Genomic DNA, 26205 nt, shown 5'->3' with positions numbered 1-26205 from the left:
AGCGGTTGATTAGGCAATCCGCGCGCGGCGCGCAAGCGGAAATTGCGGCCGTGATCAAGAAACTTTGCCGCAGTCAGCCCTCGACCGGCGCGGCGTCTACCAAGCGCAGTTGGGCGCTCTGCCGCCCCTGCCAGCTGTTGATGTCGAGCCGCCCGGCGAGGTGAAAATGCGCGCCGCCATGACCCTCCAGCGCCGGGCCAAGCGGGCCGTCGAACGCGCCGAAACAGATCGCGTCCAGCGTGGCGGCGCCAGGCGTGCCGAAGCTGATCTTGAGGTGGTTTTCGCCGACCCGCTTGGCAAATCGAATGGCCATGTCGGGAAAAGCGTAGCGTGGCGCCCGTGCGCCCGCGCCGAAGGGGCCCGCCTGTTCGATCATCTCGATAAGCTCGACCGTGGCGGCAGCGGGCATCAGCAGCCCGTCAAGCTTCAGATCCGCAGCACCGGCCAGATGGGCGCCTTGCTTGGCCAGCAGCTCTCCCAGCCGGGTCATCGCGGGCTCGAGCTGGTCTTCGGCGACTGTCAGGCCGGCCGCCATCTTGTGTCCGCCGCCTTTCAGCAGGAGGCCCTCGCGCGCCAGCCGCTGGATCGGCTGGCCGAGGTCGATACCCGTGACGGACCGGCCCGAGCCCTTTCCGATGCCGTCCTCAAGCCCGATCACGATGCTGGGCCTGCCGGAGGCATCCTTGAGGCGCGAGGCGACGATGCCGACGACGCCCGGGTGCCATCCCGGACCGGCGGCCCAGACCAACGGCGCGTCGAGGCCGCGTGTCTCGGCCTGCGCGAGAGCCGCTGCACGCACGATTGCCTCGATCTCGCGGCGTTCAGCGTTCAGCCGGTCGAGCCGTTCAGCGAGGGCTGCGGCCTCGTGCGGATCATCGGTGGCCAGCAGCCGCGCACCCAGATCGGCCGCACCGATGCGCCCGCCCGCGTTGACCCGGGGACCAAGCAGAAAGCCGAGGTGGTAGGCCGTCGGTGCGGTGTCCATGCCCGCGACATCCGCAAGGGCGGCCAGGCCCGGCCGGGCGCGCCGCGCCATGACGCGCAGGCCCTGCCGCACGAAAGCGCGGTTGACGCCGACCAGCGGGGCGACATCGGCAACCGTGGCAAGCGCGACCAGATCGAGCAGCTCCATCAGGTCCGGCCCGGTTCGGCCCGTTTGACGCAGCTGCCGTCCGAGCTCCACCAGCAGCAGAAACACCACGCCGGCGGCGCAGAGATGCGCGAGGTCGCCGCTTTCGTCCTGCCGGTTGGGGTTCACCACCGCCTGCGCCGGCGGCAGCGTCTCGGCGCCCAGATGGTGATCGAGCACCAGCACATCGGTGCCCCGGGCGGCTGCGATCGGGTCGTGCGAGAGGGTGCCGCAATCGACACAGACGATCAGGTCGTGGGTTGCAGCGAGATCGGCCATGGCCGCCTCGTTCGGCCCATAGCCTTCGTCGATCCGATCGGGCACATAGAGGGTCGCCCCGTGCCCCATCTGGCGGAGCCAGACCATCAGCAGCGCCGCCGAGGCGCCCCCGTCCACGTCGTAGTCGGCGAAGATCGCTATCTTTTCACGCGCGGTCAGGGCCCGCAGCAGGCGGCTGGCCGCCGCCTCCATGTCCTTGAGGCTGTGCGGGTCAGGCAGCAGGTCGCGCAGGGCAGGGGCAAGGAACGCCTGGACGTTCGGGCCCGCCACACCAAGCCGCGCCAGCACCTGCGCCACGGCATCGGGCAGATCGCTCTGCTGGGTCAGCGCTTCGGCATCGCGGGCGGTTTCGACCGGCGGGCCGACCCAGCGCCGTCCCGTCAGGCTCTGCGCGACGCCGAGAAAGCTCACGGCCGTCCGGTGCTGGGCTGCGCGCCGGCCACGGCGCCTAGACCGGTGTGCGGTAGTTGATGCGCCGGACCGAGCCGGTCTTGGAGCGCATGATCAGCGTTTCCGTCGTCATCCAGCCCGGCTCGCGCTTGACCGCCGGCAGGATATTGCCGTCGGTGACCCCGGTGGCGGCAAAGATCACGTCTTCGGTGACCATCTCGTCGCGGGCGTAGATCTTGTCGAGGTCGGTGATGCCCGCTTTCGCGGCGCGGCCCCTCTCGTCGTCATTGCGGAAGAGCAGACGGCCATACATCTGCCCACCCATGCACTTCAGAGCCGCGGCGGCCAGCACCCCCTCGGGTGCCCCACCTGCGCCCATGTACATGTCGATGCCGGTGTTGGGCTCGGCGCAGTGCATCACGCCGGCCACGTCGCCATCGGTGATCAGGCGGATCGAGGCGCCCGTGGCGCGGACCTCGGCGATCATCTCCTCGTGCCGGGGGCGTTCGAGGATGCAGACCGTAATGTCCGAAGGTTCGCAGCCCTTGGCCTTCGCCAGCGCCGAGATACGCTCGCCCGGGCTCATGCCCAGGGTGACCACATCGGGGGCAAACCCTGGGCCGATGGCGAGTTTGTCCATGTAAACATCCGGTGCGTGCAGCATGGAGCCGCGTGGGCCCATCGCGATCACCGTGAGCGCATTCGGCATGTCCTTTGCCGTGAGCGTGGTGCCTTCGAGCGGGTCAAGCGCGATGTCCACGCCGGGGCCCTTGCCGGTGCCGACCTCCTCGCCGATGTAGAGCATCGGCGCTTCATCGCGTTCGCCCTCGCCGATGACCACGACGCCCGCGATATCGAGCATGTTCAGCTGTTCGCGCATCGCATTCACCGCAGCCTGATCGGCAGCCTTCTCATCGCCGTGGCCCACAAGGCGGGCGGAGGCGAGTGCTGCTGCTTCGGACACTCGGGCAAGGCCGAGGGAAAGCATACGGTCCTGAAATTCAGCATGGCCGGGCATGAAACTGTTCCTTTGTGGGGCAAATACGAGAGTAGGTGTAGCGGCAGCCGCGGCGGCGCACAACCGCGCCTCGGGGCTCAGACGGCCTCGATGCGCAGGGCGACGGGATCGCCGGACAGAACGCCGGTTGCACCCATGGCGGCCAGCGCGCTGGTGACGGCATCCGGCGTTGTGCTGTGGGTCACGATCAGCACCGGGGCCATGGTATCTTCGTGGCCATACTGACGCATGCGGTCGATCGAGACGCCTGCCTCCCCCAGCACCGACGCGATCTTGGCCAGGGCGCCCGGTTTGTCCTCCAGCGTCATGCGCAGGTAGTAGGGCGCGGGCAGATCGGCGTGGGCGCGCGGCATCCGCGTGAGTGTCTTCGCGGGTTTTCCGAAGACGGGGCCGCGCACGCCGCGCGCGATGTCGCAGATATCCGCCAGCACGGCGCTTGCGGTCGGCCCTTCGCCGGCGCCGGGACCGCGCAGCACGATCTGGCCGACCGCGTCACCTTCAAGCACGACCATATTCGTGCCGCCGTCGAGCTGGCCCAGCGGTGAGCTGTCCGGCACGAGGCAGGGTTGCATCCGCTGTTCCAGTCCGCGGCCGGTCTTCTGCGCAACGCCGAGCAGTTTGACCTTGTAGCCCATGTCGGCGGCGGCGTGGATGTCCTCGATGCTCACGCGCTCAATCCCGTCCAGCGTGATGCCGTCGAAGTCGACCACCGTGCCGAAGGCGAGCGAGGAGAGGATGGCAAGCTTGTGCGCCGCGTCGATCCCGCCCACGTCAAGCTGCGGATCGGCCTCGAGATAGCCCAAGCCATTGGCCTCGTCGAACACGTCCGCATAGCTGAGGCCCGCGGACTCCATGCGTGTGAGGATGTAGTTGCACGAGCCGTTCATCACGCCCATGACGCGGGTTATGTCATTGCCGGCCAGCCCTTCGGCAAGCGATTTGATCACCGGGATGCCACCGGCCACGGCGGCCTCATAGCGCAGCGCCCGGCCGCTCTCTTCGGCCGCTTCGGCAAGTTCCTGGCCATGGATCGCCAGAAGCGCCTTGTTGGCCGTCACCACGTCCTTGCCCGCGGCAAGAGCGGCCTCGACCGCGTCCTTGGCCGGGCCCTCATCGCCGCCGATCAGCTCGACGAAGACATCGACGTCGTCGCGTCTTGCGAGCGCAACGGGATCGTCCTCCCAGGCGTACCGGTCAAGCGGCAGGCCCCGGTCTTTCGACTTGTCGCGCGCAGACACCGCGGTGATCGTGATCTGCCGTCCCGTCCGCTCGGCCAGCAGGGGCGCATGCTTGCGAAGGATGCGCAGAACCCCGATGCCCACTGTGCCCAGACCTGCAATCCCAAGACGAAGTGGCGCAGACATAACCGCATTTCCTTTTTACTGAGGCGCTGTTTCGGGCCGTGTAGCCCGTTCGCCGCGCCCGTGCAACGCGCTACTCGATCTTGTCGTCGAGCCGGGACCTGTCATCGCCGCTCAGCACCGCGCCGCGCAGACCGGCCGCGCGCGCCTGCAACCCGCTGACCCGCGCCTCGAGCGCCGCTTGCGTCTCGTCGCGCTCCGTCTGGGCCTCGGTAGAGGGGGGCGGTACACCGTCGAGGGGGATCAGATCGGGGTAGTCCGCGTCACGTGCCGTCTGATCCGTGGCGTCATCGACCTCGGGGAATTGCACGCAGGCGGCGCAGAAGATCAGCGGCAGGCAAAGAGCGGCAAGGCGCATGAGGACGGCTCCGTTTGGCACGGGCTTTGTGCCCCAGCGCGGCTGAGCGCGCAAGAAGGCTTTGTTTTGAACGCATGTTCAGTTAATCAGGGGCATGGCGCGCACGGCAGGCTCTCATTCCGACATCACAGGCCCCAGGGTCCGGGCCGCGGCCCTGAAACTCTTCGCGCGGCAAGGCTTTGCCGCGGTATCCATGCGCGAGATTGCGCGCGAGGTGGGTGTCCAGGCCGGCGCGCTCTACAATTACACGGCGGATAAGCAGAGCTTGCTCTTCGATCTGATGCAGAGCCATCTGGACTCGCTGCTGGCGGCCTTCGAGGACGATCCCACGGCGGCGCCCGAAGCCCGGCTGCGCCAATTCGTGCAGTTCCATATCCGGTTTCACCACGACCGGCCCGACGCCGTGTTCATCGCCTATATGGAACTGCGCAATCTGACGCCCGAGAACTTCGCCCGCATCGAAGCCCTGCGCCGTCGCTACGAGGACCGGCTGGAGACGATCCTGAAGGCCGGCGTGGCCGAGGGATCCTTCGCCGTGACCGATACGAAAATCGCCACCATGGCGGTGATCGCCATGCTGACCGGTGTCAGCACCTGGTTCCGCTCGGCCGGGCGGTTGTCGCTGGATGAGGTACAGGAGCAATATTGGCAGATGGTGCGCAAGGCCGTATCAGCACCCGCAATACATCACGTATCGTGATGCATTACATGTTATATATTCGTTTAAAGAATTAGTCGGGAGCCGCTACATAAGGGTCATCACGGGAAGATGCCTGAAAGGAGGTTCAGATGGCTTACACGAGTTTTGACCGGCAGTCCGCGCCGGGCCGGACGACACTGCGGACGATGCTGGTTCTTGCGGCAGGCGTGATGCTGGGGCTGATGATCACGCGGGTCAGCTTCGACGCAACCGTTCACGAGGCGATGAATGTGGCTCCGATTGCGGGCGAGGACTGGCACGGCAACGTGCGCCGCTCGGGGCCCTGATCAACCGGGGGCGGACCACCAGCTGCTGGGTTTGGTCCGCCCGCCACGGCGCCGATCGAGCCAGAGCGCCAGGCGCCGCAGCGGCGACAGCGCGAGCCGCAGCCAAAGCCTGTGCCACAAGCGGCTGAAATCGCGGTTGAAGGGACAGACGCGCATGCAGATGGCGCAGTCGGACGCGAGCGTGGCCCAGAAGCCAAAGCATTTCTCGGCGTCCGAGGTCCATTTCCGCACACCGCGGAGAGCGGAGACATTGGCGCCACCCGCCTCCGGCGGCCCGAACGGCAGCGCCTTGACCGGGCAGGCCTCTGCGCATTTCGTGCAGATGTCGCAAAAGGCGCGCACGCCCAACGGTCTGGGCGCGTCATGCGCCAGCGGCAGCGACGTGAAGATCTTCGAGAACCGCAGCCGCGGGCCGAACTCCGGCGTGATCACCATCTGGTTGCGTGCGTATTCACCCAGGCCCGCCTTCAGCGCATAGGGGATCACGAGCGCCGTGTCGTTCATCGATGGCACCGCCTCGTAGCCGAGGTTGCGGATGTAGGCGGCGAGCTGCATCACCGTCGCCGCCTCCTGGCTGTAGGCGCGCCCCGTGGCGGCCCCGCCCGTGGCGGCAGGGTAGGTCTCGACGAGCGCTGCATCCATCTCATGGCCCAGCACGATCACCGAAGTGATGCCCTCGGGCAGATCGTTCGGCGCATCGGAGAGATCACGCGTGTCAATGCGGCTACTGTAGTGCCAGCGCGGATCCAAGGCCGTAATCCCGCATAGATCTGCTTTAAAGAAGCATGCTACCCTTTTGATTTCAATAGACATATCTACCGGGTTCGAGACGTGCGCGCGGCTCTCTGCAACGGGTGTATCGGCACTGATCGGCGCCTGGAAGCCCTCGCGACGGCCCTGGTCGGCGAAGCGGTCGGTCATGATGTCGGAGATCAGCCAGGAGGCATTGCGCAGGGCGAAATCGCGCTGGCTGAAGCCATCGCCCCGCCGCGGGATCGCTTCCATGCGGTACGAGGCGAAGAAGGCATCGGTTTTCGCAGTGCGCACCGCCGGATCCCAGAAGGCGCGCGTGAAGATGTCGTTGCGCTGCGCAAAGCGCTCGAAGTCCTCGGTCACCTCGATGCCGGCAGCGCGGTCGAGGTCATGCTGTGGGGCAGGCTGTGCCATGATCTCAGCCTACGGGCTCGCGGCGATGGGTCAATTGCAAAGGTCGCAAACAGGCGCGACCGAAATGATGCGCGCCCCGCACAGTCCGGCAAAGACGCAGGTGCGGGAGAGCGGCATGAAGGTCGGATTCATCGGGTTGGGCAATGTGGGCGGCAAGCTGGCCGGCTCGCTCCTTCGCAACGGAATCGACGTCCGGGTTTTTGACCTGAATGCCGATCTGGTGGCGGCAAAGGTTGCGCAGGGCGCCTCGCAGGGGGAGGGGGCCGCTGCGATCATGCAGGCGTGCGATGCGGTCATCACCTGCCTGCCGTCGCCCGCGGCGTCGGCTGCCGTCGTCGAGGAGATGCTGCCGCATGTGGCGCCGGGCAAGATCTGGATGGAGATGTCGACGACCGACACCGAGGAGGTGCGGCGGCTGGGTGCTCTGGTGGCTGCGCAGGGCGGTGCGGCCGTGGATTGTCCGGTCTCGGGGGGCTGTCACCGGGCCGAGACCGGCAATATCTCGATTTACGCGGGCTGCGACCGGGCGACGTTCGAGCAGGTGCTGCCGCTTCTGAGCTGCATGGGGCGGCGCATTCTGCATGTGGGCGAGATCGGGCAGGCGAGCGTACTGAAGGTCATGACCAACTACCTGGCCACCGCAAACCTGCTGACGCTCTGCGAAGCACTCACGGTGATGAAGGCGGCGGGGATCGACCTCGGGCTCACCTATGAGGCGATTGCGATGTCCTCCGGCACCTCCTTCGTGCACGAGACGGAGAGCCAGCTGATCCTTTCCGGCGCGCGTGACGTGAATTTCACCATGGATCTGGTGCAGAAGGACATCGGGCTTTTCCAGAAGCTCGCGGATCGGCACGGCGTTCCACTGGAGCTGTCTCCGAAGATCATCGAGATGATGACCGACGGCCAGGCGCGTTACGGCGCGCGCGCCCAGTCCGACCGGATGATCGAGCGGCTGGAAGAGGCCACCGGCCTCGAGGTGCGCGCCCCCGGGTTTCCCCGCACCCTGACCGACGAAGAGCCCGAGACGCGGGGATATGAGGTCACGCCACGCCGTGCGGCTTCTTCTGGCCAAAAATATCCTGGGGTCCGGGGCAAAGCCCCGGTCCGACCCTGATCAGACGAGCTGCCCGTCGGCCGACAGCGTGGTCTTGCCGCCGAGATAAGGCGCCACAACCTGCGGCAGCGTGACCGACCCATCGGCCTGCTGCCCGTTCTCCAGCACCGCGATCAGGCACCGTCCGACCGCCAGGCCTGAGCCGTTCAGCGTATGGACGAACTGTGGTTTGCCACCGCCTGCGGGGCGGAAGCGGGCGTTCATGCGCCGGGCCTGGAAATCGCCCGTCGTCGAGACCGAGGAGATCTCGCGATAAGTGTTCTGCCCCGGCAGCCAGGCTTCGATGTCATAGGTGCGTCGCGCGCCAAAACCCATGTCGCCGGTGCAGAGCACCACGGTCCGGAACGGGATCTCCAACCGTTCCAGCAGGTCCTCGGCGCAGCGCAACATGCGCTTCTGCTCCGCCTCGCTTTCGTCCGGATGCGTGATCGAGACCATTTCGACCTTCTCGAACTGGTGCTGGCGCAGCATGCCCGCGGTGTCTTTGCCCGCACTTCCCGCCTCCGAGCGGAAGCAGAGCGTGTGTGCGGTCATGCGGATCGGCAGCGCTGCTTCGTCGAGGATGTCATCGGCCACGCTATAAGTCAGCGAGACCTCGGACGTGGGCACGAGCCACCAGCCGTTCGTGGTCTGATAGCTGTCCTCGCCGAACTTGGGCAGCTTGTCGGTGCCATACATCGCCTCGTCGCGCACCAGCACGGGCGTCTGCATCTCGGTCAGGCCGTTCTCCTCCACATGGGTGTCGATCATGAACTGCGCGAGCGCCCGGTGGATGCGCGCGACGGCCCCTTTCAGCACCACGAAGCGGCTGCCCGACATCTTGGCGGCCATCTCGAAATCCATCGAGGCGGCGACCCCGCCGATCTCGAAGTGCTCCTTGGGCGCGAAGTCGAACGTGCGCGGACTGCCCCAGCGGTTGACTTCGACGTTGTCGTTTTCATCGGCCCCATCGGGCACGTCCGCGGCGGGCAGGTTGGCGATACGTGCCAGCTGGTCGGTGAGCTGCGCATCCAGCGCCTTGGCCTCGGCCTGCATCGCGGCCACTTCGGCCTTTTTCTCACCCACAAGCGCGCGCAGTCGCTCGAATTCCGCCTCGTGGCCCGAGGCTTTGGCCGCGCCCACATCCTTCGAAGCCTTGTTCTGCTCGGCCTGGGCGGTCTCGGCCGCGCTGATCTTGGCGCGGCGGGCCTCGTCCAGGGCCAGCAGCTCCGCCGACACCGGTGCCTCACCGCGGCGCGCAAGTGCTGCGTCGAAGGCATCGGGGTTTTCGCGGATGGCACGGATGTCATGCATGGCGGCGGTCCTTGGTCTGAGTCGTCCTCTGTTCCGTGCTTATGACCGATCTTGCGCCGCTGCGTAACCGTCAGAATTCACCGCGCCGCCGCGCGGTCCATCGCCGCGCGCCATTGGTCCATCAGCCAATCATCGACCGGAACGGCCAGGGCGCGCGGGGCATCGCCGCCGACCCGCCCCGCGACCACGGCGACCAGCGTCCACGCGTCACCGACCGGCACCAACACGGGGCCGCCCGAATTGCCCGAGATCACCTCGCAGCCCAGCAGAAGGACGGGTTGCCGCGGATCGGAGAGCGTGGGGCAGTCCGCGCGCCCGTTCAGAACATGCGGGCGTTTGCGATGATAGCCGAGGACGGTCAACGCGCCGACCCGCAGCGCGGCCTGATCGCTCAGGGGCACGGGGAGGATGTTGCGGGTCGCAATCGGTTCATCGAGTCGCAGCACCGCAATGTCGTGGCGGAACCGGTCATTGCCGTCTGCGCCCTGATAGTTGGGATGCAGTAGGGCTTCGACCGAGCGGCGGTGCGCGGCAAAGCTGCCCCGGTCCCAGCCCGCGACGAAATGCGGCGTTCCGCCGGCACAATGCGCCGCCGTCACCACGAGGTCCGGCGCGATCAGGGTCCCGGTGCAGGAGGCCCGGGTGCGATACCCCGCGGAGTTGACAAGGCCCACGGCAACCCAGCCCTGCCGTTCCTTCAGCCCGAGGGCGGGCAGGGGGCCCGCCTGCACCGGCGCGGGGCCAAGTGCCAGCAGTCCGAACAGAAGGCAAAGGGCAGTGCGTAGGGTGGGCATGCAGGCTCCGGCAGCAAGACGTCGAACCGAATGTGGCCTCTTTGCGCGCCCCCGCCAAGACCCGGTGTTTGCGCCACGCCAAATTGTAGGTGTGACGGCCGTGAAACCTGCACGGTCTCCCTTGCAAAGCGTCTTTTCAGCCCATAGGTTCCGCCAAACTTTGCGTCCCGCGCCCGCCGCGGCCGCGATCTACCCGGAAGGACCGTTTTCATGGAAGCGTTCGCGCAATTTGTGCCCCTCATTCTGATCTTCGCGATCATGTATTTTCTGCTCATCCGGCCGCAGCAGAAGAAGGTGAAAGAGCATCAGGCGATGGTGAATGCGCTGCGCCGGGGCGACCAGGTGGTGACCCAGGGCGGGGTGATCGGCAAGGTCTCCAAGGTGAAGGACGGCGAGAACGAGCTGGAGCTGGAAATCGCCGACGGCGTCAAGATCCGGGTGGTGCAGTCGACCATCGCCAGCGTGCTGTCCAAGACCGAGCCGGCGAAGTAACAACGCCTCGTAGTCTTCTGAAAAGGCGTAGAAATGCTGCAAATCGACCTTTGGAAACGGATCCTCATCTGGCTGACATGTGCCGTGGGTCTGTGGTTGGCGATGCCGAACGCCTTCTATACCAATGTCGAGCGGCACAACGACGCGATCCAGGCGATCGAGCTGGGCGCCGATACTCCTGAAAACCAGGCCGACCGCGGGCTTTGGCCCGAGTGGTTGCCTTCGGGGCTGGTGAACCTCGGCCTCGATCTGCGGGGCGGCGCGCATCTGCTGGCTGAGGTGCAGGTCGAGGACGTCTATGCCGCGCGGATGGATGCGGCCTGGCCGGAAATTCGCGATGCGCTGCGGCCCGAGCGCGCCACAGTGGGCACGATCCGCCTGCAACCCTCTGCCGAGGATGAGGTGCGGGTGCGCATCAGCCAGCCCGAGGGCATGCCGCGCGCGCTGGAGATCGTGCGCGGGCTGGCGCGCCCGGTACAGACGCTGACCGGCGTCGGGGCCAATGACATCAATGTCCGCGCCGAGGGTGACCTGATCGTCGTCACCCTGTCGGAAGAGGAGAAGCTCGCCACCGACGAACGCACCGTGCAGCAGTCGCTCGAGATCATCCGCCGCCGGATCGACGAGGTGGGCACGCGCGAGCCCACGATCCAGCGGCAGGGCGCGCAGCGGATCCTGATCCAGGTGCCGGGCATCGGCTCGGCCAGCGAGCTGAAAGAGATCATCGGCACCACAGCACAGCTTACATTCAACCCGGTGGTGACCCGCGGGACCGACCCGGAGGCCGCACCGGGCATCGGCAACAAGATCGTCCCGTCCCTCGACGAGGCGGGTGTCTTCTACACCATCGAAGCGGCCCCCGTGGTGACGGGCGAAGAGCTGGTCGATGCGCAGCCTGCTTTCGACCAGAACGGGCGGCCGGCAGTCAACTTCCGCTTCAACACCTCGGGCGCGCGCAAGTTCGGCGACTATACGGCCGAGAACATCGGCTCGCCCTTCGCTATCGTGCTCGATGACGAAGTGGTGAGCGCGCCCACGATCCAGAGCCATATCCCTGGCGGATCCGGCATCATCACCGGCCAGTTCACAGTCGAAGAGTCGACCAACCTGGCGGTGCTGCTGCGGGCGGGTGCGCTGCCGGCGGGGCTGGAGTTCCTCGAAGAGCGCACCATCGGCCCCGAGCTGGGGCAGGACAGCATCGATGCGGGCAAGATCGCCACGATTGTGGCCTTTGCTGCGGTGCTTGTGTTCATGTTCCTCAGCTACGGGCTTTTCGGTCTCTTCGCGAATGTGGCGCTGATCATCAACATCGGGTTGATCTTCGGCCTCCTGAGCCTGATCGGGGCCACGCTGACCCTGCCGGGCATCGCGGGCATCGTGCTCACCGTCGGGATGGCGGTCGATGCGAACGTGCTGATCTTCGAACGGATCCGCGAAGAGCTGAAGACCTCCAAAGGCCCGGCACGCGCCATCGAGCTCGGCTATGAAAAGGCGCTGAGTGCGATCCTCGATGCGAACATCACCACCTTCATCACCGCCACGATCCTTTTTGCCATGGGCTCCGGCCCTGTACGCGGCTTTGCGATCACGCTGGGCCTTGGTATTCTGACCTCGGTCTTCACCGCGATCTTCGTCACGCGCCTGCTGGTGGTGATGTGGTTCGAACGTCGCCGCCCCAAAACAATCGAGGTTTGAGATGCGTCTGAGACTGGTCAAGCAAGGCACGAACTTCGATTTCTTCAAGCGCTGGAAGCTTTGGCTGGGCATTTCCGGGCTGATGATGGTGGTCGCTTTCGCCTCCTTCATGATCCAGGGGCTGAACTTCGGCATCGACTTCCGCGGCGGCACCACGATCCGGACCGAGAGCGCGCAGCCTGTCGACATCGGGGTGTATCGCGATGCGATCGCAGTGCTGGAACTGGGCGATGTGTCGATCACCGAGGTGTTCGACCCGACCTTCGGGCCCGAGCAGAACGTGGCGATGATCCGCATCCAGGCGCAGGAAGGGCAGGAGGCGGTCACCCCCGAGATCATCGCCTCGGTCGAAAGCGCGCTCAAGACGGTGCGGCCCGATATCAAGTTCGTCTCGGTGGAGTCCGTCGGCCCCAAGGTCTCGGGCGAGCTGATCCAGACCGCCGCCATTGCCGTGGTGCTCGCCATCGGGGCGGTGCTGATCTACATCTGGTTGCGGTTCGAATGGCAGTTCGCCCTGGGCGCGGTGCTGGCGCTGGTGCATGATGTGATCCTGACCATCGGGGTCTTCTCTGAATTGCAGATCCGCTTCGACCTCGCGATCATCGCCGCCCTTCTGACCATCGTCGGCTATTCGCTGAACGACACTGTGGTGGTCTTCGACCGGGTGCGGGAGAACCTGCGCAAATACAAAAAACGCCCCTTGAACGAGGTGCTGAACATCTCGATCAACGAAACGCTCAGCCGGACCTTCATGACCTCGGTGACCACGCTGCTGGCGCTGATCGCGCTGTTTGTGCTGGGCGGCGACGTGATCCGCGGCTTCGTCTTCGCGATGATCTGGGGTGTGATCGTGGGGACCTATTCCTCGATCTTCGTGGCCTCGGCAGCCCTGCTTTATCTGGGCGTCAAGCGGGACTGGTCGAAGCCCGATGCCAATGCCGGCAATCAATACGCCAATATAGATGCTTGACCTGCTCGCCACCCCTGGGCTGATCTGGGTGGTGGTGGCGACGTTCACGGCGGGGCTGGTCTACGGGTTTTCGGGCTTCGGCGCGGCGCTGGTCTATATGCCCGTGGCCACGGCGGTGATCGCCCCACCGCTGGCCATCGGTGCCTTCGCCGTCTCGGCGCTCGCCTCACTGGTCACCCTTGTGCCCCGCGCGTGGGGGCAGGCCGACCGGCCCAACGTTCTCATGATGGTGGGCGCGGCCATTCTGGGCGCGCCGCTCGGCATCTGGATTCTGGCCACGGTGGACACCGTGCTGATCCGCTGGGGGCTCTCGGCGATCATCACGATCACCCTGGCCCTGCTGATCGCGGGCTGGCGGTATCGCGCGTCCCCCACGAAACCCGTGCGCGCGACCATCGGCGCCGCGGCCGGCGTCATGATGGGCTCGGTTGGGCTCAATGGTCCGCTGGTTATTCTCTTCCAACTGGGCGGGCAGGACAGCATCGCGCGCAGCCGCGCCAATACGCTGATCTTCCTCACGCTCTCCTCGCTCTCGCTCGTGCCGCTGATGGCCTGGCAGGGCTTGATCGGCTGGGAGGCGGTCTGGCTCGGCCTGCTGCTCTTGCTGCCTTATGGCCTGGGCACGCTGTTGGGGCGGACCCTGTTTGACCCCGATCGGGAGAGGCTTTACCGTCGCGTGGCCTATGCCGTTGTGGCGGCTGCCGTGCTGATCGGCCTGCCCGTCTGGAACCATTAGGGAGCCTGCCCATGCGCCTGAATGAGATCACCTTCACCGATGCCAAACCGGTCGAGGGCTATGGCCCGGGCTTTTTCCGCATTGGCGGCGACGTCTTTCACGGGCCGCTGATCATCGGGCCGTCGGGGGTCACGGCCTGGACGGGCTATGAGGATGCCGACGCGCTGCTGGCGCTCAAGGACACGGTGGATGTGCTCTTTGTCGGAACCGGCGCCGAAACAGCGCATCTGCCGAGCCAACTGCGCCGCACGCTGGAGGAGGCCGGGCTGGGGGTTGAGGTCATGGCCTCGCCCGCCGCCTGCCGCACCTACAACGTTCTCTTGAGCGAAGGCCGCCGCATTGCGCTGGCGCTGATCCCGGTCTGATCGGGCTTTTGGTCGCGGCGGCAATCGGTTAACGCTTGGGGCCATGACACTGACGATCCGTGATCTTTGCGTGGCCCGGGGCGGGCTGCCGGTGCTGGAGCGGCTCTCTTTTTCGCTGGCACCGGGGCAGGCGCTGATCCTGCGGGGGCCGAACGGATCGGGCAAGACGACCCTTCTGCGCACGCTGGCCGGGCTGCAGCCGTCCCTTAATGGCGAGATTGTCGCGGGGGAGGACGACATTGCCTATGCCGCGCATTCCGACGGGTTGAAGGCGATGCTGACCGTCACGGAAAATCTGCGGTTTTGGGCCGATGTCTTCGGTCAGAGGGATATCGAGCCCGCCATGGCCGCCTTTTCGCTCGACCCGCTGCGCGACCGGCTCGCAGGCACCCTCTCGGCCGGGCAGAAGCGGCGGTTGGGCCTTGCGCGGATGCTGGTGACCGGCCGTCCGATCTGGATGCTGGATGAGCCGACGGTCTCGCTCGACCGCGATGCGGTGGCGCTTTTCGCCGATGCCGTCCGCGCGCATCTGGGCGCAGGCGGTTCGGCCCTGATTGCGACGCATATCGACCTCGGGCTCGACGCCAAGGTCTTGGACGTGACACCCTTCCGCGCGGCCGCCGACGCCCGCGCCGGCGCGAGCGACGAGGCCTTCCTGTGAAAGCCCTTCTGCGCCGCGATCTGATCCTCGCGATCCGGGCGGGGGGCGGTTTTGGCCTTGGCCTTGCGTTCTTCCTGATCGTGACGGTGCTTGTGCCCTTTGGCGTTGGCCCGCAGTCGGAGTTGCTGTCGCGCATCGCGCCCGGCATCCTCTGGCTCGGCGCGCTTCTGGCCTGCCTGTTGTCGCTCGACCGGCTGCTGGCGCTCGACTGGGAGGACGGGACGCTCGATCTTCTGGCGACGTCGCCGCTACCGCTGGAGGCCGCGCTCAGCATCAAGGCGCTGGCGCATTGGATCACCACCGGTCTGCCGCTGGTGCTGGCTGCCCCGCTCTTCGGGGTCCTGCTGAGCTTGCCGGGGCCCGGCTATCTCTGGCTGGTCATCTCATTGGCGCTTGGCACGCCGGCGCTGTCGGTGATCGGCACATTCGGGGCCGCACTGACGGTTGGGGTCAAACGGGGCGGGCTCCTGATGTCGCTGCTGGTGTTGCCGCTCTACGTGCCCACGCTGATTTTCGGGGCCGAGGTCGCGCGGCGCGGTGCGGACGGCCTGCAGACCACGACGCCGCTTCTGATGCTGGCGGGCATCACCGCGGGTGTGATCGCGATCATGCCTTTTGCATCGGCCGCGGCGCTGCGGGTGAACTTGCGGTGAGCGGGACCATTTGCCCATTGAGCGCACGCGCGCAACCGCTTACATCTGGCTCATGTCCATGACCGACGAAACGCCGATCCCGAAACGCCCGTCCGGCTTCTGGAGCTATGCCAACCCGGTGAAGTTCCTGGCCTTCAGCGCGCGCGTGCTGCCTGTCTTGTGGTGGCTGTCCGGTATCTGCCTGATTGTCGGGCTGGTCTGGGGCTTCTTCTTCACGCCGGATGACTTCCGGCAAGGCTCGACCGTCAAGATCATCTACCTGCACGTGCCCTCGGCGCTGATGGCGATCAATGCGTGGTTCATGATGCTCGTGGCCTCATTGATCTGGATCGTGCGGCGCCATCACGTCAGCGCGTTGGCGGCCAAGGCGGCGGCCCCTGTCGGCGTGGTGATGACGCTGATGGCACTTTTCACCGGCGCCGTCTGGGGCCAGCCGATGTGGGGCACGTGGTGGGCCTGGGACCCGCGGCTCACCTCCTTCCTGATCCTGTTTCTGTTCTATCTCGGCTACATCGCCCTCTGGGAGGCGATCGAGGATCCGGACACCGCAGCCGATCTGACTTCGGTGCTCTGCCTCGTGGGGTCGGTCTTTGCGGTGCTCAGCCGCTACGCGGTGAACTTCTGGAACCAGGGGCTGCACCAGGGCGCGTCCCTCAGCCTCGACAAGGAGGAGAACGTGGCGGATGTGTTCTACGTCCCGCTGCTGGTCTGCATCGCGGGCTTCGTGCTGATCTTCATCGCGCTGGTGCTTTACCGCACGGGCACTGAAATCCGGCTGCGCCGCACCCGGGCGCTGCTGGCACGGGAGACACGCGCATGATGCCCGATCTGGGAAAATACGCCGAAGCGGTTCTCTCGGCCTATGGGGTGTCGCTGCTGCTGCTGGTGCTGCTGATCGTCTGGACGCTGCGACAGGGGCGCCGGGCGCGCCGGGCTTTGCAGGAGGTAGAGCGGCGGAGGGCACCCGATGCCTAAGATCTCGCCGCTGATGATCGCGCCGCCGCTGATTTTTGCGGGCTTCGTCGTCATGGCGGGGATCGGCATGTTTCGCGACAATCCCAACGATCTGCCCTCGACCATGATCGGCCAACCGGCGCCGGCGATCACGACGGAGGCGCTTGGCGACTACCCGCCCGTCACGCCCGAGGCGATGGCCACGGGCCAGGTGACGCTGGTGAATTTCTGGGCGAGCTGGTGCCCGCCCTGCCACGCCGAGCATCCCAAGCTGCTCGAAATGGCACGTGAGGGCATGCCGATCATCGGGGTGAACTTCAAGGATCAGGCGCGCAATGCGACCAGCTATCTCGATGACGATGGCAACCCCTTTGCCGCCGTCGCCTTCGATCCGCAGGGGCGCACGGCCATCGACTGGGGGGTGACCGCGCCGCCCGAGACCTTCATCCTCGATGCGGAAGGAACCGTGCTCTTCCGCTTCGCCGGGCCCCTGATCGGCAGCGACTATGAGCAGCGCTTCCTGCCGCAGCTCGAAAAGGCCCTGGCGGAGTAGGCCGCCCCGCGCGGCCCTCAGGGCATCTGCCGCAGCCGCGCCCGAATGTATTTCGCAGCCGATCTGAAATGGCTGGGCCCTGCGGCTTCGGCCCAGCGGCCCGGGGTCCAGTGGTTGTTGGCGCCTTTCATCGGGCCGCCGTAGAGCTCTGCATCGGTCTTGCCGTCGATGAAGGCCGAAAGCTCGGTAAAGCGGGTCTCAAGAGCTGCGACCGCCCCGTCCCATCCCAGATCCTTCTGCCGAAGCCTCAGATCAGCATTGTAGCGCCTGAGCTCGTTCCACTTGTAACCCGCCGCCGGGAAGTGGACCTCTTTCCCGGCCTGACCATCCGCATACCACCCAAGAAACAGCTCGATCCAATGGGCCCGGTGGGCAATGACATCCTTGATCGACGTATCGTCATCGTCCTTGACCACGGCCTGCGCCGCACAGAGCGGGGCGATCAGGCGCGTCAGCTTGTCATACTCCTTCTGCGTGATCTCGATCAGCGCGGTCCGGGTTGTCGCGGCCATGGGATATGCTCCTTTCGCGGGGCAGACTATGCGGAAGGGTGGGTCTGCACATTGATCCGGCGCAAAAGGAGACGGCAAAAGGAAAGCCCCGGAGCGATGTCCGGGGCTGTTCTGTTCGTCGGCGGATATGAGGCTCAGGCGGCTTCTTGCGCGAGGTTGCGCAGCACGTAGTGCAGCACACCGCCGTGTTCGATGTATTCGATCTCGATCGCCGTATCGATCCGGCACTTGAGCGTGATTTCCTGCACAGTGCCGTCGCCCATGGTGATGGTACAGGGCACCTGCTGCAGCGGCTTGATCGTGTCGAGCCCATGGATCGAGACCGTTTCATCCCCGGTCAGACCCAGCGAGGTGCGGGTGTCGCCGCCGGTGAACTCGAAGGGGATCACCCCCATGCCCACCAGGTTGGAGCGGTGAATCCGCTCGAAGCTCTCGGCGATCACGGCCTTGACGCCCAGAAGGGCCGTGCCCTTGGCTGCCCAGTCCCGCGAGGAGCCTGCGCCATATTGCTCGCCGCCGAAGACGACGAGCGGCGTGCCATTGGCCTGATGCGCCATCGCCGCCTCGAAGATCGAGGTTTGTTCGCCATCCGGGCCCTTGGTATAGCCGCCTTCGACCCCATCCAGCATTTCGTTCTTGATGCGGATATTGGCGAAGGTGCCGCGCATCATGACCTCGTGGTTGCCGCGGCGCGAGCCGTAGGAGTTGAACTCGCGGACCGGCACCTGCCGTTCGATCAGATACTGTCCGGCGGGTGTCGTCTCCTTGAATGAGCCCGCGGGGCTGATGTGGTCGGTGGTGATCATGTCGCCCAGCACCGCCAGCACCTTGGCCCCTTCGATGTTGGTGATGACGCCCGGCTCCTTACCCATGCCCTGGAAGTAGGGCGGGTTCTGCACGTAGGTGGAGGCCGCGGGCCAGTCGTAGGTCTTGCTGTCCGTGGTTTCCACGCCCTGCCACTTCTCGTCGCCTTTGAAGACATCGGCGTATTTGGTCAGGAAGGCCTCGCGCGTCACTGTCGCTTCGACCAGCTCCGCGATCTCCTGGCTGGAGGGCCAGATGTCTTTCAGGAAGACGTCATTGCCGTCCTGATCCTGCCCAAGCGGCTCGGTTGTGAGGTCGATGTCCAGCGTGCCTGCGAGCGCATAGGCCACCACAAGCGGCGGCGAGGCGAGGTAGTTGGCGCGGACGTCCGGGCTGATCCGGCCTTCGAAGTTGCGGTTGCCCGAGAGCACGGAGGTTGCGACCAGATCGCCCTCGGCAATGGCATCCGACAGCTCTTTCTGGATCGGGCCGGAGTTGCCGATGCAGGTGGTGCAGCCGTAGCCGACGAGATTGAAGCCGATCTTGTCGAGATCCTCCTGCAGCCCCGCCGCTTCCAGATAGGCAGAGACGACCTGAGAGCCCGGCGCCAGCGAGGTCTTGACCCAGGGCTTGCGGTCGAGGCCGAGGGCTGCGGCCTTGCGTGCCACGAGCCCTGCGCCGATCATCACATAAGGGTTCGACGTGTTGGTGCAGGAGGTGATCGAGGCGATCACGACCTTGCCGCTTTCCATCGTGTAGTCTTCACCCGCGACGGCGACTTCCTTGCCCATCGGGCGCTTGAAGGTCTCTTCCATCTCGCGTGCGAAGGCCGCTTTGGCCTGATCGAGCGCCACGTAGTCCTGCGGACGTTTCGGGCCCGAGATCGCGGGCACGATGGTGTTCATGTCCAGATGCAGCGTATCGGTGTAGATCGGCGCATAGTCCGCGCCGCGCCAGAAACCGTTTTCCTTGGCATAGGCCTCGACAAGTGCGATGCGGTCCTCGTCGCGGCCGGTGTTGCGCAGGTAGCGCAGCGTTTCGCCGTCGATGGGGAAGAAGCCACAGGTCGCGCCATATTCGGGTGCCATATTCGCGATGGTCGCGCGGTCGGCCAGGGGCAGGCGGTCCAGCCCTTCGCCGTAGAACTCGACGAATTTGCCGACCACGCCCTTGGCGCGCAGCATCTCCACCACTTTCAGAACGAGGTCGGTGCCGGTGGTGCCCTCCATCATGGTGCCGGTGAGTTCAAAGCCGACCACTTCGGGGATCAGCATCGAGATCGGCTGGCCCAGCATCGCCGCTTCCGCCTCGATCCCGCCGACGCCCCAGCCCAGAACCGCCGCGCCGTTGACCATCGTGGTGTGGCTGTCGGTGCCCACAAGCGTATCGGGATAGGCGACCTCCTTGCCGTCCTGGTCGGTGTCCGTCCAGACCGTCTGGGCGAGGTATTCCAGGTTCACCTGGTGGCAGATGCCGGTGCCGGGGGGCACGACGCGGAAGTTGTTGAAGGCCTTCTGACCCCATTTGAGGAAGGTGTAGCGCTCCATGTTGCGCTCGTACTCGCGGTCCACGTTCATCTGGAAGGCGCGGGGGTTGCCGAACTCGTCGATCATCACCGAGTGGTCGATGACCAGATCGACGGGGTTCAGCGGGTTGATCTTCTCCGGATCGCCGCCCAAAGCCACGATGCCGTCGCGCATCGCCGCCAGATCCACGACAGCTGGCACGCCGGTGAAATCCTGCATCAGCACCCGCGCCGGGCGGTAGGCAATCTCGCGCGGGTTCTTGCCGCCTTGCGTGCCCCAGTCCGCGAAGGCCTTGATGTCATCCGTGGTGACGGTCCTGCCGTCCTCGAACCGCAGCATGTTCTCCAGAACGACCTTGAGCGCGGCGGGCAGCTTGGCGAAATCCCCGAGCCCGGCCTCGGTGGCGGCGGGGATCGAGTAGTAGTCGACGCTCTGTGCGCCAACGGTGAGGGTCTTGCGGGTCTTGGCTGTGTCGTGACCAACGGTAATGGGCATGGCAGGGGTCCTCTGGCTAGAGCTGGATGGGCTTTGAGTTGCGCGTTGAATGCCCTATGGGACAGGCCAGTTCAACTCAAATCAACCGTATTGCCTCTATATTGTATACCATTGTGTACCGTTTCAAGGGTTTTATCTCGCAAACTCTCAAGAAACCTTGATTGGTCATTACAAAGGCAAGTCTCTAGGGTGCTTCAGGGGCTGAGACAGCCAGAGAAGGAATCACATGAAACGTTTGTCAAAGGTGGCTGCCGCGCTGTGGCTCATGGCCGCGCCCCTGGCTGCACAGGAGAGCCCCGTCGTCGTCGAGCTCTTTACTTCGCAGGGGTGTTCCTCCTGCCCGCCGGCGGACGAGCTGATGCACCGCTTGGCCGAGCGGGACGATGTGATCGCGCTGGCCCTTCATGTGGATTACTGGGATTACATCGGCTGGAAGGACGAGTTTGCCGATCCGCGCAATGCCGAGCGGCAGCGGGCCTATGCGCGGCTGGCCGGCCGGCGGTCGATCTACACGCCCGAGATGATCGTGAACGGGACCACCGACATCGTTGGCGCAAAGCCGATGGAGGTGTCGAATGCGATTGCGGCGCACAAGGAAAAGCCGGCCGCGGTGCAGCTGACGCTGTCGCGCGCGGGGGATGAGATCCGCATCGACGCGGCCCCGCTGACGGGTGTCGCAGGCCCGATGATCGTACAGATGCTGCGCTACGTGCCGGAGCGCGAGGCCCGAATTACCCGGGGCGAAAACGCGGGGCGAACGATCACCTATGCCAACGTCACCCAGGACTGGAAGGTGCTGCGGGAGTGGGACGGGCGCGCGCCCTTGAAGATCACCGCGCAGGTCACCGGGGAAGAGCCTGTCGTGGTGCTTGTTCAGGCCTCGAAGATGGGGCCCATCCTGGCGGCCGGAGAGCTCAAGTAGGCGGAGAGTGCGCGTCAGTGGCATCGCCCATACGACATCCACTAAGGCAATTCGCCTTGAACCCGCATCCCCTATCGTTGCCTGATCTCAATGAAATCAGCGCAATAGGTGATGCACCCTGTCTCAGGTGACAGGCAAAACGCTCTAGGTCAGCCCCGCCGCCTGTGCGACACCCGCGAGGTCAGGCGCGTTCCACAAAAGATCTTTGCCGCCGCCTGAGGTTGGGCGGTCGTCTCCACGCAGCTTCGTTGCAGGCGTTCGCGGCATGGCTGACGCTCGGCCGGTCCGGGACCACGGGGCAATGTCGTCTGATTGCCCCTCGCGCGTTGGCTGAGGCCACCACGGCCGCCTGCCCATGAGGGCGCACCCGCGACGGTCTAGCCGTCGTCGCCATCCTCGACCACGAGCAACAGGTCGCCGGCCGCTTCCATCTCGCGGATCTTCGCGACGATATCCGCCGTGGCCTCTTCGAATTCGGATTGTTTCACCTTATCGCGCTCGCCCACTTCCTCGCGGAGCTGATCGGCCATGCGCCCTGACATATTGTCGAGGATGAAGGTGGCACTGTCCTGCATCCCGGCGGCCTCGGCACCGGCGAGAGCGGTCAAGAGCTGATCCTGATCCAACTCGCGGATGATCCGCGGGATGTCGCGCGGTGCGATGCGCTTTGGGATGTTGGCGAAGGTGAAGATCGCCTTGCGCACCAGATCGGCAAAGCCGGCATCCGTCTCGTCGAGCCCTTCAAGCACATCATCGCGGGTCACCGATGCGGTGGAGTTCAGGATTGCACCGACCCGCTCAACCGGGCCGTCATCGAAGGCCTTGAGCGGTTCGGCGTCGAGCTGTGCGGCAAGCGACAGGCCGATCCGGTCCACCGCGTCGGGGGTCACCGCGCTGGTTTGCGAGACGGCATAGGTGATGCGCCGCGCCTTCGGGCCCGGCAGCTTGCCCAGAAGTTCGGCGGCGCGCGGCACGTCGATCTTCGACAGCAGCACGGCCGCCACCTCGATGCTCTCGTTTTCCAGAACCGGCAGCAGCTTCTCGGCGCTCATGTCGCGCAGACGCGCCCAGGGGTCGCCGTATTGGCGCACGCCCGCCTCCTTGCGCAGGCGCGCCGCCGTCTGCTTCGAAATCCGCCCATCGAGCGAGTCCAGCGCGCCTGCGATCCCACCGGGAAAGGACAATCCGATGCTTTCAAGTTCATCGGCAAACTCCGACACGACGCTGGCCAAGGTGCCGCGGTCCACGAGGCGCATCGATCCCATCTGCTTGGTCAACTGCGCCTGAAGGTCCTCGGGCAAATCCTCGAGCGGGATGTCCGCGCCCTCGTTCAGCAGAAGCCGCACCACAATGGCCGCTTTCGCCTTGCGGTTGAGGCTCGCGGGCGCCTGGCCCTGCGTGCCCGTCCCCGGAAGGGCCGGAAACGGGGCCATGGGAACCATGTCTGTCATCGTATCTCACCTGTCTTTGGTCTTGTTTTGTTCTGCCAGACAATGGTTAAGGATTGCCTGAGAACAAACCAAAAACAGACGTGAGAGAGACTGCCGGTCAGTAGTTGTAGGTCGAGCCTGTGGCGATGGCGTTCTGCAGCGCGGTTTCCGACCAGGTGCCGGCCCCGCCGTGCGCGCGGATCGCCCGCAACTGCGCGACAGCAGCAACCTTGTCGCCCGACTCAACAAACCCCTGACCCATGTAGGAGCGGGCGAGGATGTTGTGCGGGTTTTCAGCAATCGCCTGTTCGTAGAACAGGTTGGCGAGCTCCAGATTGCCGAGTTTGCGATGCGTGAAGCCCATGTAAGTCAGCCGGCCCGTGTGATCTTGGGGCAGCGCTTGCGCGAGGGTCTGCGCATCTTCGTAACGTCCGGCATAGGCCAGCTGGCGGACTGTCAGGTAGATCTCTTCGGTCTGGAGGCTGCTCTCCTGCGCATCGACGCAGGTCTTGGTCTTTTTGTCGTAGACTTTTGCGCCTTCGCAGCTCACCGCCGGCCTCGGCGGGGGCGCATCGTTGTCACCGCCATTTGCGACGGCGATGGTCGGGGCCAAAAGGGCTGCACTTAAAAGAATACGCATGAATGCTCCTGACTCTGAAATACACTTGGTACGGGGATTACAGGGCAGCCGATGCGTTTATGCGATCACGAGGCCGTGATCGCATATATTTCAGGTGGTGGTGGCGACGCAGGAGTTGGTCGCACTGTCATAGACGGTGCCGGCGGCGCAGGACATCGTCACTTCCTGCTTGCCGTAGTTGCAGCCTGCCGCGAAGGCGAGGGCGGGCACGAAGGTCAGGGCCACCGCGGCGGCCAAGGTCTTGATCGTCATTGCGGGTCTCCTTTCGTTGATGCTCTCCAAGCTAGCACCGGATGACCCTGGGTCAACAGAAATGCCCGGCCGGCGGGGGCTGACCTAGGCGGATGCCGCGTCTTTGAACACGCGCGCGAAGATCGTGTCGACATGCTTGGTGTGATAGCCGAGATCGAACTTCTCCTCGATCTCCTCGGGGCTGAGCGCTGCCGTCACGTCCGAATCGGCCAGCAGCTCGGTCTTGAAGTCGCGACCCTCCTCCCAGACCTTCATCGCGTTGCGCTGCACCAGCCTGTAGGCGTCCTCGCGGCTCACGCCGGCCTGGGTCAGCGCCAGCAGCACGCGCTGGCTCATCACCAGCCCGCGGAACTTGTTCATATTGGCCAGCATGTTGTCCGGATAGATCACCAGTTTGTCCACCACCATGGTCAGGCGCGCGAGCGCGAAATCGAGGGTGATCGTGGCGTCCGGGCCGATGTTGCGCTCGACCGAGCTGTGCGAGATGTCGCGCTCGTGCCAGAGGGTGACGTTCTCCATCGCCGGGATCACCGCCATGCGCACGAGCCGCGCCAGCCCGGTGAGGTTCTCGGTCAGCACCGGGTTGCGCTTGTGCGGCATGGCGGACGAGCCCTTCTGACCCTTGGAGAAGAACTCTTCCGCCTCCAGAACTTCGGTGCGCTGCATGTGGCGGATCTCGGTGGCGATGTTCTCGATGGAGCTGGCCACCACGCCGAGCGCCGCGAAGAAGGCGGCATGCCGGTCACGGGGGATCACCTGAGTGGAGATGGGCTCGGGCACGAGCCCCAGTTGCGCGCAGACGTGCTCTTCGACCGCCGGGTCGATATTGGCGAAGGTGCCGACAGCACCCGAGATGGCGCCCGTCGCAATCTCATAGCGCGCCTTCTCCAGCCGGTTCAGGTTGCGGTCCATCTCGGCGTAGAACCGCGCGAATGTGAGGCCCATCGTGGTGGGCTCGGCGTGGATGCCGTGGCTGCGCCCGATCCGAACGGTGTCCTTGTGTTCGTAGGCGCGGCGCTTGAGTGCGGCCAGCAGGGCCTTCATGTCGTCGATCAGGATGTCGGCGGCGCGGGTCAGCTGGACGTTGAAGCAGGTATCCAGCACGTCCGAGGAGGTCATGCCCTGATGCACGAAGCGGGCCTCTTCACTGCCCACATGCTCGGCGAGATGCGTCAGGAAAGCGATCACGTCATGCTTGGTCACCGCTTCGATCTCGTCAATGCGAGCCACGTCGAACTCCACGTCCTTGGCTTTCCAGACGGCCTCGGCGTTTTCGCGCGGGATCACGCCCAGATCGGCCATCGCGTCACAGGCATGGGCCTCGATCTCGTACCAGATGCGGAACTTCGTCTCCGGGGACCAGATGGCAACCATGTCGGGGCGGGAGTAGCGGGGGATCATCAGCGCACCTTTTCGCATTTGTGTCGGCTTGGCTCGGCTCTTAAACTGCGCAAGATGCAGCCACAAGGCAGGAGGGCAAAATGTCGTGCAGGCGCAAACCCGGCGTCTTTGCCGCCGCCACGCAAGGCTGCGCATGACAATGGCCGAGGCGCAGAGGCGCCGCCTTGCGGACTTCGAAGGCGCCTGGGAACTGACCCGCGAGATCCGCCATGACGCGGGCGCGCAGGCCGTCTTTGCGGGAGAGGCGATCTGGATCCCGGATGAGGCGGGTTTGCTCTATCGCGAAACCGGGACGCTGACGGTGCCGGGCGGCGCTCCGATGCAGGCAGAGCGCCGCTATCTCTGGCGCGCGGGGCTGCGGGTCTATTTCGAGGATGGCAGGTTCTTTCACCAGGTGCCTGCAACGGGGGGGACGGCGGAGCACTGGTGCGATCCGGATGCCTATACGGTGTGCTACGATTTCTCGGACTGGCCTGCGTTTTCAACGGTCTGGCGGGTGGAGGGGCCACGCAAGCGCTACGAGATGAGCAGCCGATATCGGCGCCATTCGCGCAACAGGGCTTGAACCGTCCGCGTCGCTGCGGCATTGAAGGGCCAGGATTTCGCAACAGGAGACCGAGCCTCATGCAACTCACCGCCTCTCACGCCGTTCTGGCAGATCATTTCGGCCCGCAGGCCGGCGCCGCCCGGCGTGTCAAGCAGGCGGTTCTGGTGGTGCTCGGGATCGCCCTTCTGACCATCGCGGCCAATATCAAGGTACCGGTGCCGGGCTCGCCGGTGTTGATGAACCTCGGCACCTTCGCGGTGCTGACGATCGGCGCGGCCTATGGCGCGCGCCTCGGGCTGGCGACGATCCTGGGCTACATGATCATCGGGGCGCTTGGCTTCGACGTGTTCCAGAGCTCCACCGCCGATCTGAACGGCATCGAATACATGATGGGCGGCACCGGCGGCTATCTGGTCGGCTATGTGATGGCGACCGTTTTGCTGGGGGCGCTGGCGCAGCGCGGCTGGGACCGCTCCATGATCTGGATGGCGCTGGCGATGCTGCTCGGGAACATCCTGCTCTACGTGCCCGGCCTCTTGTGGCTGGGCCAGCTTTACGGCTGGGACAAGCCGATCCTGGAGTGGGGCCTTACTCCCTTCCTGCTGGGGGATGCGATCAAGCTGGCGCTGGCGGCGCTGATCCTGCCCGCTGTCTGGAAGCTGGTCGGAGATGCCCGCCGCTAAGGCCCTGCCAAATCAGTCAAA

General features: G+C 65.4%; 29 protein-coding genes. 16 read left to right on the top strand and 13 right to left on the bottom strand.

The window, feature by feature from the left end; genetic code table 11:
* Window positions 1-73: 73 nt before the first annotated feature.
* The 4 genes from recJ to MUB52_RS07195 all read right to left on the bottom strand — a co-directional run bounded on the left by recJ (window position 74) and on the right by MUB52_RS07195 (window position 4535).
* A complete protein-coding gene (gene recJ, locus MUB52_RS07210; RefSeq protein WP_263843518.1) occupies window positions 74-1819 on the bottom strand; it encodes a single-stranded-DNA-specific exonuclease RecJ in 1746 nt (581 codons plus the stop codon).
* Between the two features lie 37 nt (window positions 1820-1856).
* A complete protein-coding gene (gene glpX, locus MUB52_RS07205) occupies window positions 1857-2816 on the bottom strand; it encodes a class II fructose-bisphosphatase (protein ID WP_263843517.1) in 960 nt (319 codons plus the stop codon).
* A gap of 77 nt (window positions 2817-2893) precedes the next feature.
* A complete protein-coding gene (locus MUB52_RS07200) occupies window positions 2894-4180 on the bottom strand; it encodes a homoserine dehydrogenase (RefSeq protein ID WP_263843516.1) in 1287 nt (428 codons plus the stop codon).
* Window positions 4181-4250: 70 nt separating this feature from the next.
* Complete coding sequence (locus tag MUB52_RS07195) at window positions 4251-4535, bottom strand: hypothetical protein (protein ID WP_263843515.1); 285 nt, start codon at window positions 4533-4535, stop codon at window positions 4251-4253.
* 94 nt (window positions 4536-4629) lie between these two features.
* Here MUB52_RS07195 and MUB52_RS07190 point away from each other — a divergent pair, with 94 nt between their 5' ends.
* The gene (locus MUB52_RS07190; protein WP_263843514.1) at window positions 4630-5235 is read left to right on the top strand and encodes a TetR/AcrR family transcriptional regulator; all 606 of its coding nucleotides are present in this window, start codon (window positions 4630-4632) and stop codon (window positions 5233-5235) included.
* Window positions 5236-5324: 89 nt separating this feature from the next.
* Window positions 5325-5522 carry a hypothetical protein gene (locus MUB52_RS07185; protein WP_263843513.1) on the top strand — a complete coding sequence of 66 codons (198 nt, stop codon included), beginning with the start codon at window positions 5325-5327 and terminating at the stop codon, window positions 5520-5522.
* On the opposite strand, the gene MUB52_RS07180 is transcribed toward MUB52_RS07185, so the two are convergent.
* Complete coding sequence (locus MUB52_RS07180; protein ID WP_263843512.1) at window positions 5523-6689, bottom strand: 4Fe-4S double cluster binding domain-containing protein; 1167 nt, start codon at window positions 6687-6689, stop codon at window positions 5523-5525.
* A gap of 25 nt (window positions 6690-6714) precedes the next feature.
* Here MUB52_RS07180 and MUB52_RS07175 point away from each other — a divergent pair, with 25 nt between their 5' ends.
* Window positions 6715-7806: an NAD(P)-dependent oxidoreductase gene (locus MUB52_RS07175; RefSeq protein WP_404818203.1), complete on the top strand. Its 1092-nt coding sequence runs from the start codon at window positions 6715-6717 to the stop codon at window positions 7804-7806.
* Here MUB52_RS07175 and serS read toward each other — a convergent pair whose 3' ends face one another.
* Together serS and MUB52_RS07165 are read right to left on the bottom strand one after the other, a co-directional pair.
* Window positions 7807-9099 (bottom strand): serine--tRNA ligase, encoded by a 1293-nt coding sequence (gene serS, locus MUB52_RS07170; protein WP_263843510.1) that lies wholly within the window; start codon window positions 9097-9099, stop codon window positions 7807-7809.
* 77 nt (window positions 9100-9176) lie between these two features.
* Entirely contained in the window at window positions 9177-9893 is a 717-nt protein-coding gene (locus tag MUB52_RS07165) for a trypsin-like serine peptidase (RefSeq protein WP_263843509.1), read from the bottom strand.
* Window positions 9894-10103: 210 nt separating this feature from the next.
* Here MUB52_RS07165 and yajC point away from each other — a divergent pair, with 210 nt between their 5' ends.
* From yajC to MUB52_RS07115, 10 genes are read left to right on the top strand one after another with little or no spacing between them, the layout of a single operon-like run.
* Entirely contained in the window at window positions 10104-10385 is a 282-nt protein-coding gene (gene yajC / locus MUB52_RS07160; RefSeq protein WP_159980895.1) for a preprotein translocase subunit YajC, read from the top strand.
* Window positions 10386-10418: 33 nt separating this feature from the next.
* Window positions 10419-12080, top strand: a complete 1662-nt coding sequence (gene secD, locus MUB52_RS07155) for a protein translocase subunit SecD (RefSeq protein WP_263843508.1) — start codon at window positions 10419-10421, stop codon at window positions 12078-12080.
* A gap of 1 nt (window position 12081) precedes the next feature.
* Window positions 12082-13050: a protein translocase subunit SecF gene (gene secF / locus MUB52_RS07150; RefSeq protein WP_263843507.1), complete on the top strand. Its 969-nt coding sequence runs from the start codon at window positions 12082-12084 to the stop codon at window positions 13048-13050.
* A complete protein-coding gene (locus MUB52_RS07145) occupies window positions 13043-13786 on the top strand; it encodes a sulfite exporter TauE/SafE family protein (protein WP_263843506.1) in 744 nt (247 codons plus the stop codon). The genes secF and MUB52_RS07145 overlap by 8 nt, the downstream gene beginning before the upstream one ends.
* An 11-nt stretch (window positions 13787-13797) precedes the next feature.
* Window positions 13798-14151, top strand: a complete 354-nt coding sequence (locus MUB52_RS07140) for an Mth938-like domain-containing protein (RefSeq protein ID WP_263843505.1) — start codon at window positions 13798-13800, stop codon at window positions 14149-14151.
* 43 nt (window positions 14152-14194) lie between these two features.
* The gene (gene ccmA, locus MUB52_RS07135) at window positions 14195-14812 is read left to right on the top strand and encodes a heme ABC exporter ATP-binding protein CcmA (RefSeq protein ID WP_263843504.1); all 618 of its coding nucleotides are present in this window, start codon (window positions 14195-14197) and stop codon (window positions 14810-14812) included.
* On the top strand, window positions 14809-15465 hold the full coding sequence (gene ccmB, locus MUB52_RS07130) for a heme exporter protein CcmB (RefSeq protein ID WP_263843503.1): 657 nt from the start codon (window positions 14809-14811) through the stop codon (window positions 15463-15465). Before ccmA ends, ccmB begins: the two co-directional genes overlap by 4 nt.
* A gap of 52 nt (window positions 15466-15517) precedes the next feature.
* Window positions 15518-16285, top strand: coding sequence for a heme ABC transporter permease (locus MUB52_RS07125; protein ID WP_263843563.1), 768 nt, complete (start codon window positions 15518-15520; stop codon window positions 16283-16285).
* Entirely contained in the window at window positions 16282-16440 is a 159-nt protein-coding gene (gene ccmD / locus MUB52_RS07120; RefSeq protein WP_263843502.1) for a heme exporter protein CcmD, read from the top strand. Before MUB52_RS07125 ends, ccmD begins: the two co-directional genes overlap by 4 nt.
* Window positions 16433-16972, top strand: coding sequence for a DsbE family thiol:disulfide interchange protein (locus tag MUB52_RS07115; protein ID WP_263843501.1), 540 nt, complete (start codon window positions 16433-16435; stop codon window positions 16970-16972). Before ccmD ends, MUB52_RS07115 begins: the two co-directional genes overlap by 8 nt.
* 17 nt (window positions 16973-16989) lie before the next feature.
* Here the strand turns inward: MUB52_RS07115 and MUB52_RS07110 are convergent, their stop codons facing one another.
* Window positions 16990-17484: a ClbS/DfsB family four-helix bundle protein gene (locus tag MUB52_RS07110; RefSeq protein WP_263843500.1), complete on the bottom strand. Its 495-nt coding sequence runs from the start codon at window positions 17482-17484 to the stop codon at window positions 16990-16992.
* A 134-nt stretch (window positions 17485-17618) separates the two neighbouring features.
* A complete protein-coding gene (gene acnA / locus MUB52_RS07105; protein WP_263843499.1) occupies window positions 17619-20309 on the bottom strand; it encodes an aconitate hydratase AcnA in 2691 nt (896 codons plus the stop codon).
* Window positions 20310-20535: 226 nt separating this feature from the next.
* On the opposite strand from acnA, the gene MUB52_RS07100 reads away from it, so the two are divergent.
* Window positions 20536-21231 (top strand): DUF1223 domain-containing protein, encoded by a 696-nt coding sequence (locus tag MUB52_RS07100; RefSeq protein ID WP_263843498.1) that lies wholly within the window; start codon window positions 20536-20538, stop codon window positions 21229-21231.
* A gap of 377 nt (window positions 21232-21608) precedes the next feature.
* Here the strand turns inward: MUB52_RS07100 and MUB52_RS07095 are convergent, their stop codons facing one another.
* The 4 genes from MUB52_RS07095 to purB form a co-directional block, all read right to left on the bottom strand.
* Window positions 21609-22673: a flagellar motor switch protein FliG gene (locus MUB52_RS07095; protein ID WP_404818202.1), complete on the bottom strand. Its 1065-nt coding sequence runs from the start codon at window positions 22671-22673 to the stop codon at window positions 21609-21611.
* Window positions 22674-22779: 106 nt separating this feature from the next.
* Window positions 22780-23301 (bottom strand): tetratricopeptide repeat protein, encoded by a 522-nt coding sequence (locus tag MUB52_RS07090; protein WP_263843496.1) that lies wholly within the window; start codon window positions 23299-23301, stop codon window positions 22780-22782.
* Between the two features lie 90 nt (window positions 23302-23391).
* Window positions 23392-23553: a carbohydrate-binding module family 14 protein gene (locus MUB52_RS07085; RefSeq protein ID WP_263843495.1), complete on the bottom strand. Its 162-nt coding sequence runs from the start codon at window positions 23551-23553 to the stop codon at window positions 23392-23394.
* Window positions 23554-23637: 84 nt separating this feature from the next.
* Window positions 23638-24954 (bottom strand): adenylosuccinate lyase, encoded by a 1317-nt coding sequence (gene purB / locus MUB52_RS07080; RefSeq protein WP_263843494.1) that lies wholly within the window; start codon window positions 24952-24954, stop codon window positions 23638-23640.
* Between the two features lie 133 nt (window positions 24955-25087).
* Here purB and MUB52_RS07075 point away from each other — a divergent pair, with 133 nt between their 5' ends.
* Together MUB52_RS07075 and MUB52_RS07070 are read left to right on the top strand one after the other, a co-directional pair.
* Entirely contained in the window at window positions 25088-25519 is a 432-nt protein-coding gene (locus MUB52_RS07075; protein ID WP_263843493.1) for a DUF6314 family protein, read from the top strand.
* Between the two features lie 59 nt (window positions 25520-25578).
* Complete coding sequence (locus MUB52_RS07070; RefSeq protein ID WP_263843492.1) at window positions 25579-26184, top strand: biotin transporter BioY; 606 nt, start codon at window positions 25579-25581, stop codon at window positions 26182-26184.
* Window positions 26185-26205 lie beyond the last annotated feature (21 nt).

The organism is Roseobacter sinensis, from assembly GCF_025755255.1.
Classification (GTDB): domain Bacteria; phylum Pseudomonadota; class Alphaproteobacteria; order Rhodobacterales; family Rhodobacteraceae; genus Roseobacter; species Roseobacter sinensis.
This window is presented reverse-complemented; position numbering and strand designations above follow the sequence as displayed.

Coding starts and splice junctions, on each gene's coding strand:
- MUB52_RS07085 (WP_263843495.1), bottom strand. CDS start 23,553: ATGACGATCAAGACCTTGGCCGCCGCGGTGGCCCTGACCTTCGTGCCC.
- secD (WP_263843508.1), top strand. CDS start 10,419: ATGCTGCAAATCGACCTTTGGAAACGGATCCTCATCTGGCTGACATGT.
- yajC (WP_159980895.1), top strand. CDS start 10,104: ATGGAAGCGTTCGCGCAATTTGTGCCCCTCATTCTGATCTTCGCGATC.
- ccmD (WP_263843502.1), top strand. CDS start 16,282: ATGATGCCCGATCTGGGAAAATACGCCGAAGCGGTTCTCTCGGCCTAT.
- acnA (WP_263843499.1), bottom strand. CDS start 20,309: ATGCCCATTACCGTTGGTCACGACACAGCCAAGACCCGCAAGACCCTC.
- MUB52_RS07115 (WP_263843501.1), top strand. CDS start 16,433: ATGCCTAAGATCTCGCCGCTGATGATCGCGCCGCCGCTGATTTTTGCG.
- secF (WP_263843507.1), top strand. CDS start 12,082: ATGCGTCTGAGACTGGTCAAGCAAGGCACGAACTTCGATTTCTTCAAG.
- MUB52_RS07145 (WP_263843506.1), top strand. CDS start 13,043: ATGCTTGACCTGCTCGCCACCCCTGGGCTGATCTGGGTGGTGGTGGCG.
- MUB52_RS07200 (WP_263843516.1), bottom strand. CDS start 4,180: ATGTCTGCGCCACTTCGTCTTGGGATTGCAGGTCTGGGCACAGTGGGC.
- MUB52_RS07190 (WP_263843514.1), top strand. CDS start 4,630: ATGGCGCGCACGGCAGGCTCTCATTCCGACATCACAGGCCCCAGGGTC.
- MUB52_RS07110 (WP_263843500.1), bottom strand. CDS start 17,484: ATGGCCGCGACAACCCGGACCGCGCTGATCGAGATCACGCAGAAGGAG.
- MUB52_RS07100 (WP_263843498.1), top strand. CDS start 20,536: ATGAAACGTTTGTCAAAGGTGGCTGCCGCGCTGTGGCTCATGGCCGCG.
- MUB52_RS07185 (WP_263843513.1), top strand. CDS start 5,325: ATGGCTTACACGAGTTTTGACCGGCAGTCCGCGCCGGGCCGGACGACA.
- MUB52_RS07180 (WP_263843512.1), bottom strand. CDS start 6,689: ATGGCACAGCCTGCCCCACAGCATGACCTCGACCGCGCTGCCGGCATC.
- serS (WP_263843510.1), bottom strand. CDS start 9,099: ATGCATGACATCCGTGCCATCCGCGAAAACCCCGATGCCTTCGACGCA.
- MUB52_RS07195 (WP_263843515.1), bottom strand. CDS start 4,535: ATGCGCCTTGCCGCTCTTTGCCTGCCGCTGATCTTCTGCGCCGCCTGC.
- MUB52_RS07175 (WP_404818203.1), top strand. CDS start 6,715: ATGGGTCAATTGCAAAGGTCGCAAACAGGCGCGACCGAAATGATGCGC.
- glpX (WP_263843517.1), bottom strand. CDS start 2,816: ATGCCCGGCCATGCTGAATTTCAGGACCGTATGCTTTCCCTCGGCCTT.
- MUB52_RS07090 (WP_263843496.1), bottom strand. CDS start 23,301: ATGCGTATTCTTTTAAGTGCAGCCCTTTTGGCCCCGACCATCGCCGTC.
- MUB52_RS07125 (WP_263843563.1), top strand. CDS start 15,518: ATGTCCATGACCGACGAAACGCCGATCCCGAAACGCCCGTCCGGCTTC.
- purB (WP_263843494.1), bottom strand. CDS start 24,954: ATGATCCCCCGCTACTCCCGCCCCGACATGGTTGCCATCTGGTCCCCG.
- MUB52_RS07070 (WP_263843492.1), top strand. CDS start 25,579: ATGCAACTCACCGCCTCTCACGCCGTTCTGGCAGATCATTTCGGCCCG.
- ccmA (WP_263843504.1), top strand. CDS start 14,195: ATGACACTGACGATCCGTGATCTTTGCGTGGCCCGGGGCGGGCTGCCG.
- MUB52_RS07165 (WP_263843509.1), bottom strand. CDS start 9,893: ATGCCCACCCTACGCACTGCCCTTTGCCTTCTGTTCGGACTGCTGGCA.
- MUB52_RS07075 (WP_263843493.1), top strand. CDS start 25,088: ATGACAATGGCCGAGGCGCAGAGGCGCCGCCTTGCGGACTTCGAAGGC.
- MUB52_RS07095 (WP_404818202.1), bottom strand. CDS start 22,673: ATGGTTCCCATGGCCCCGTTTCCGGCCCTTCCGGGGACGGGCACGCAG.
- MUB52_RS07140 (WP_263843505.1), top strand. CDS start 13,798: ATGCGCCTGAATGAGATCACCTTCACCGATGCCAAACCGGTCGAGGGC.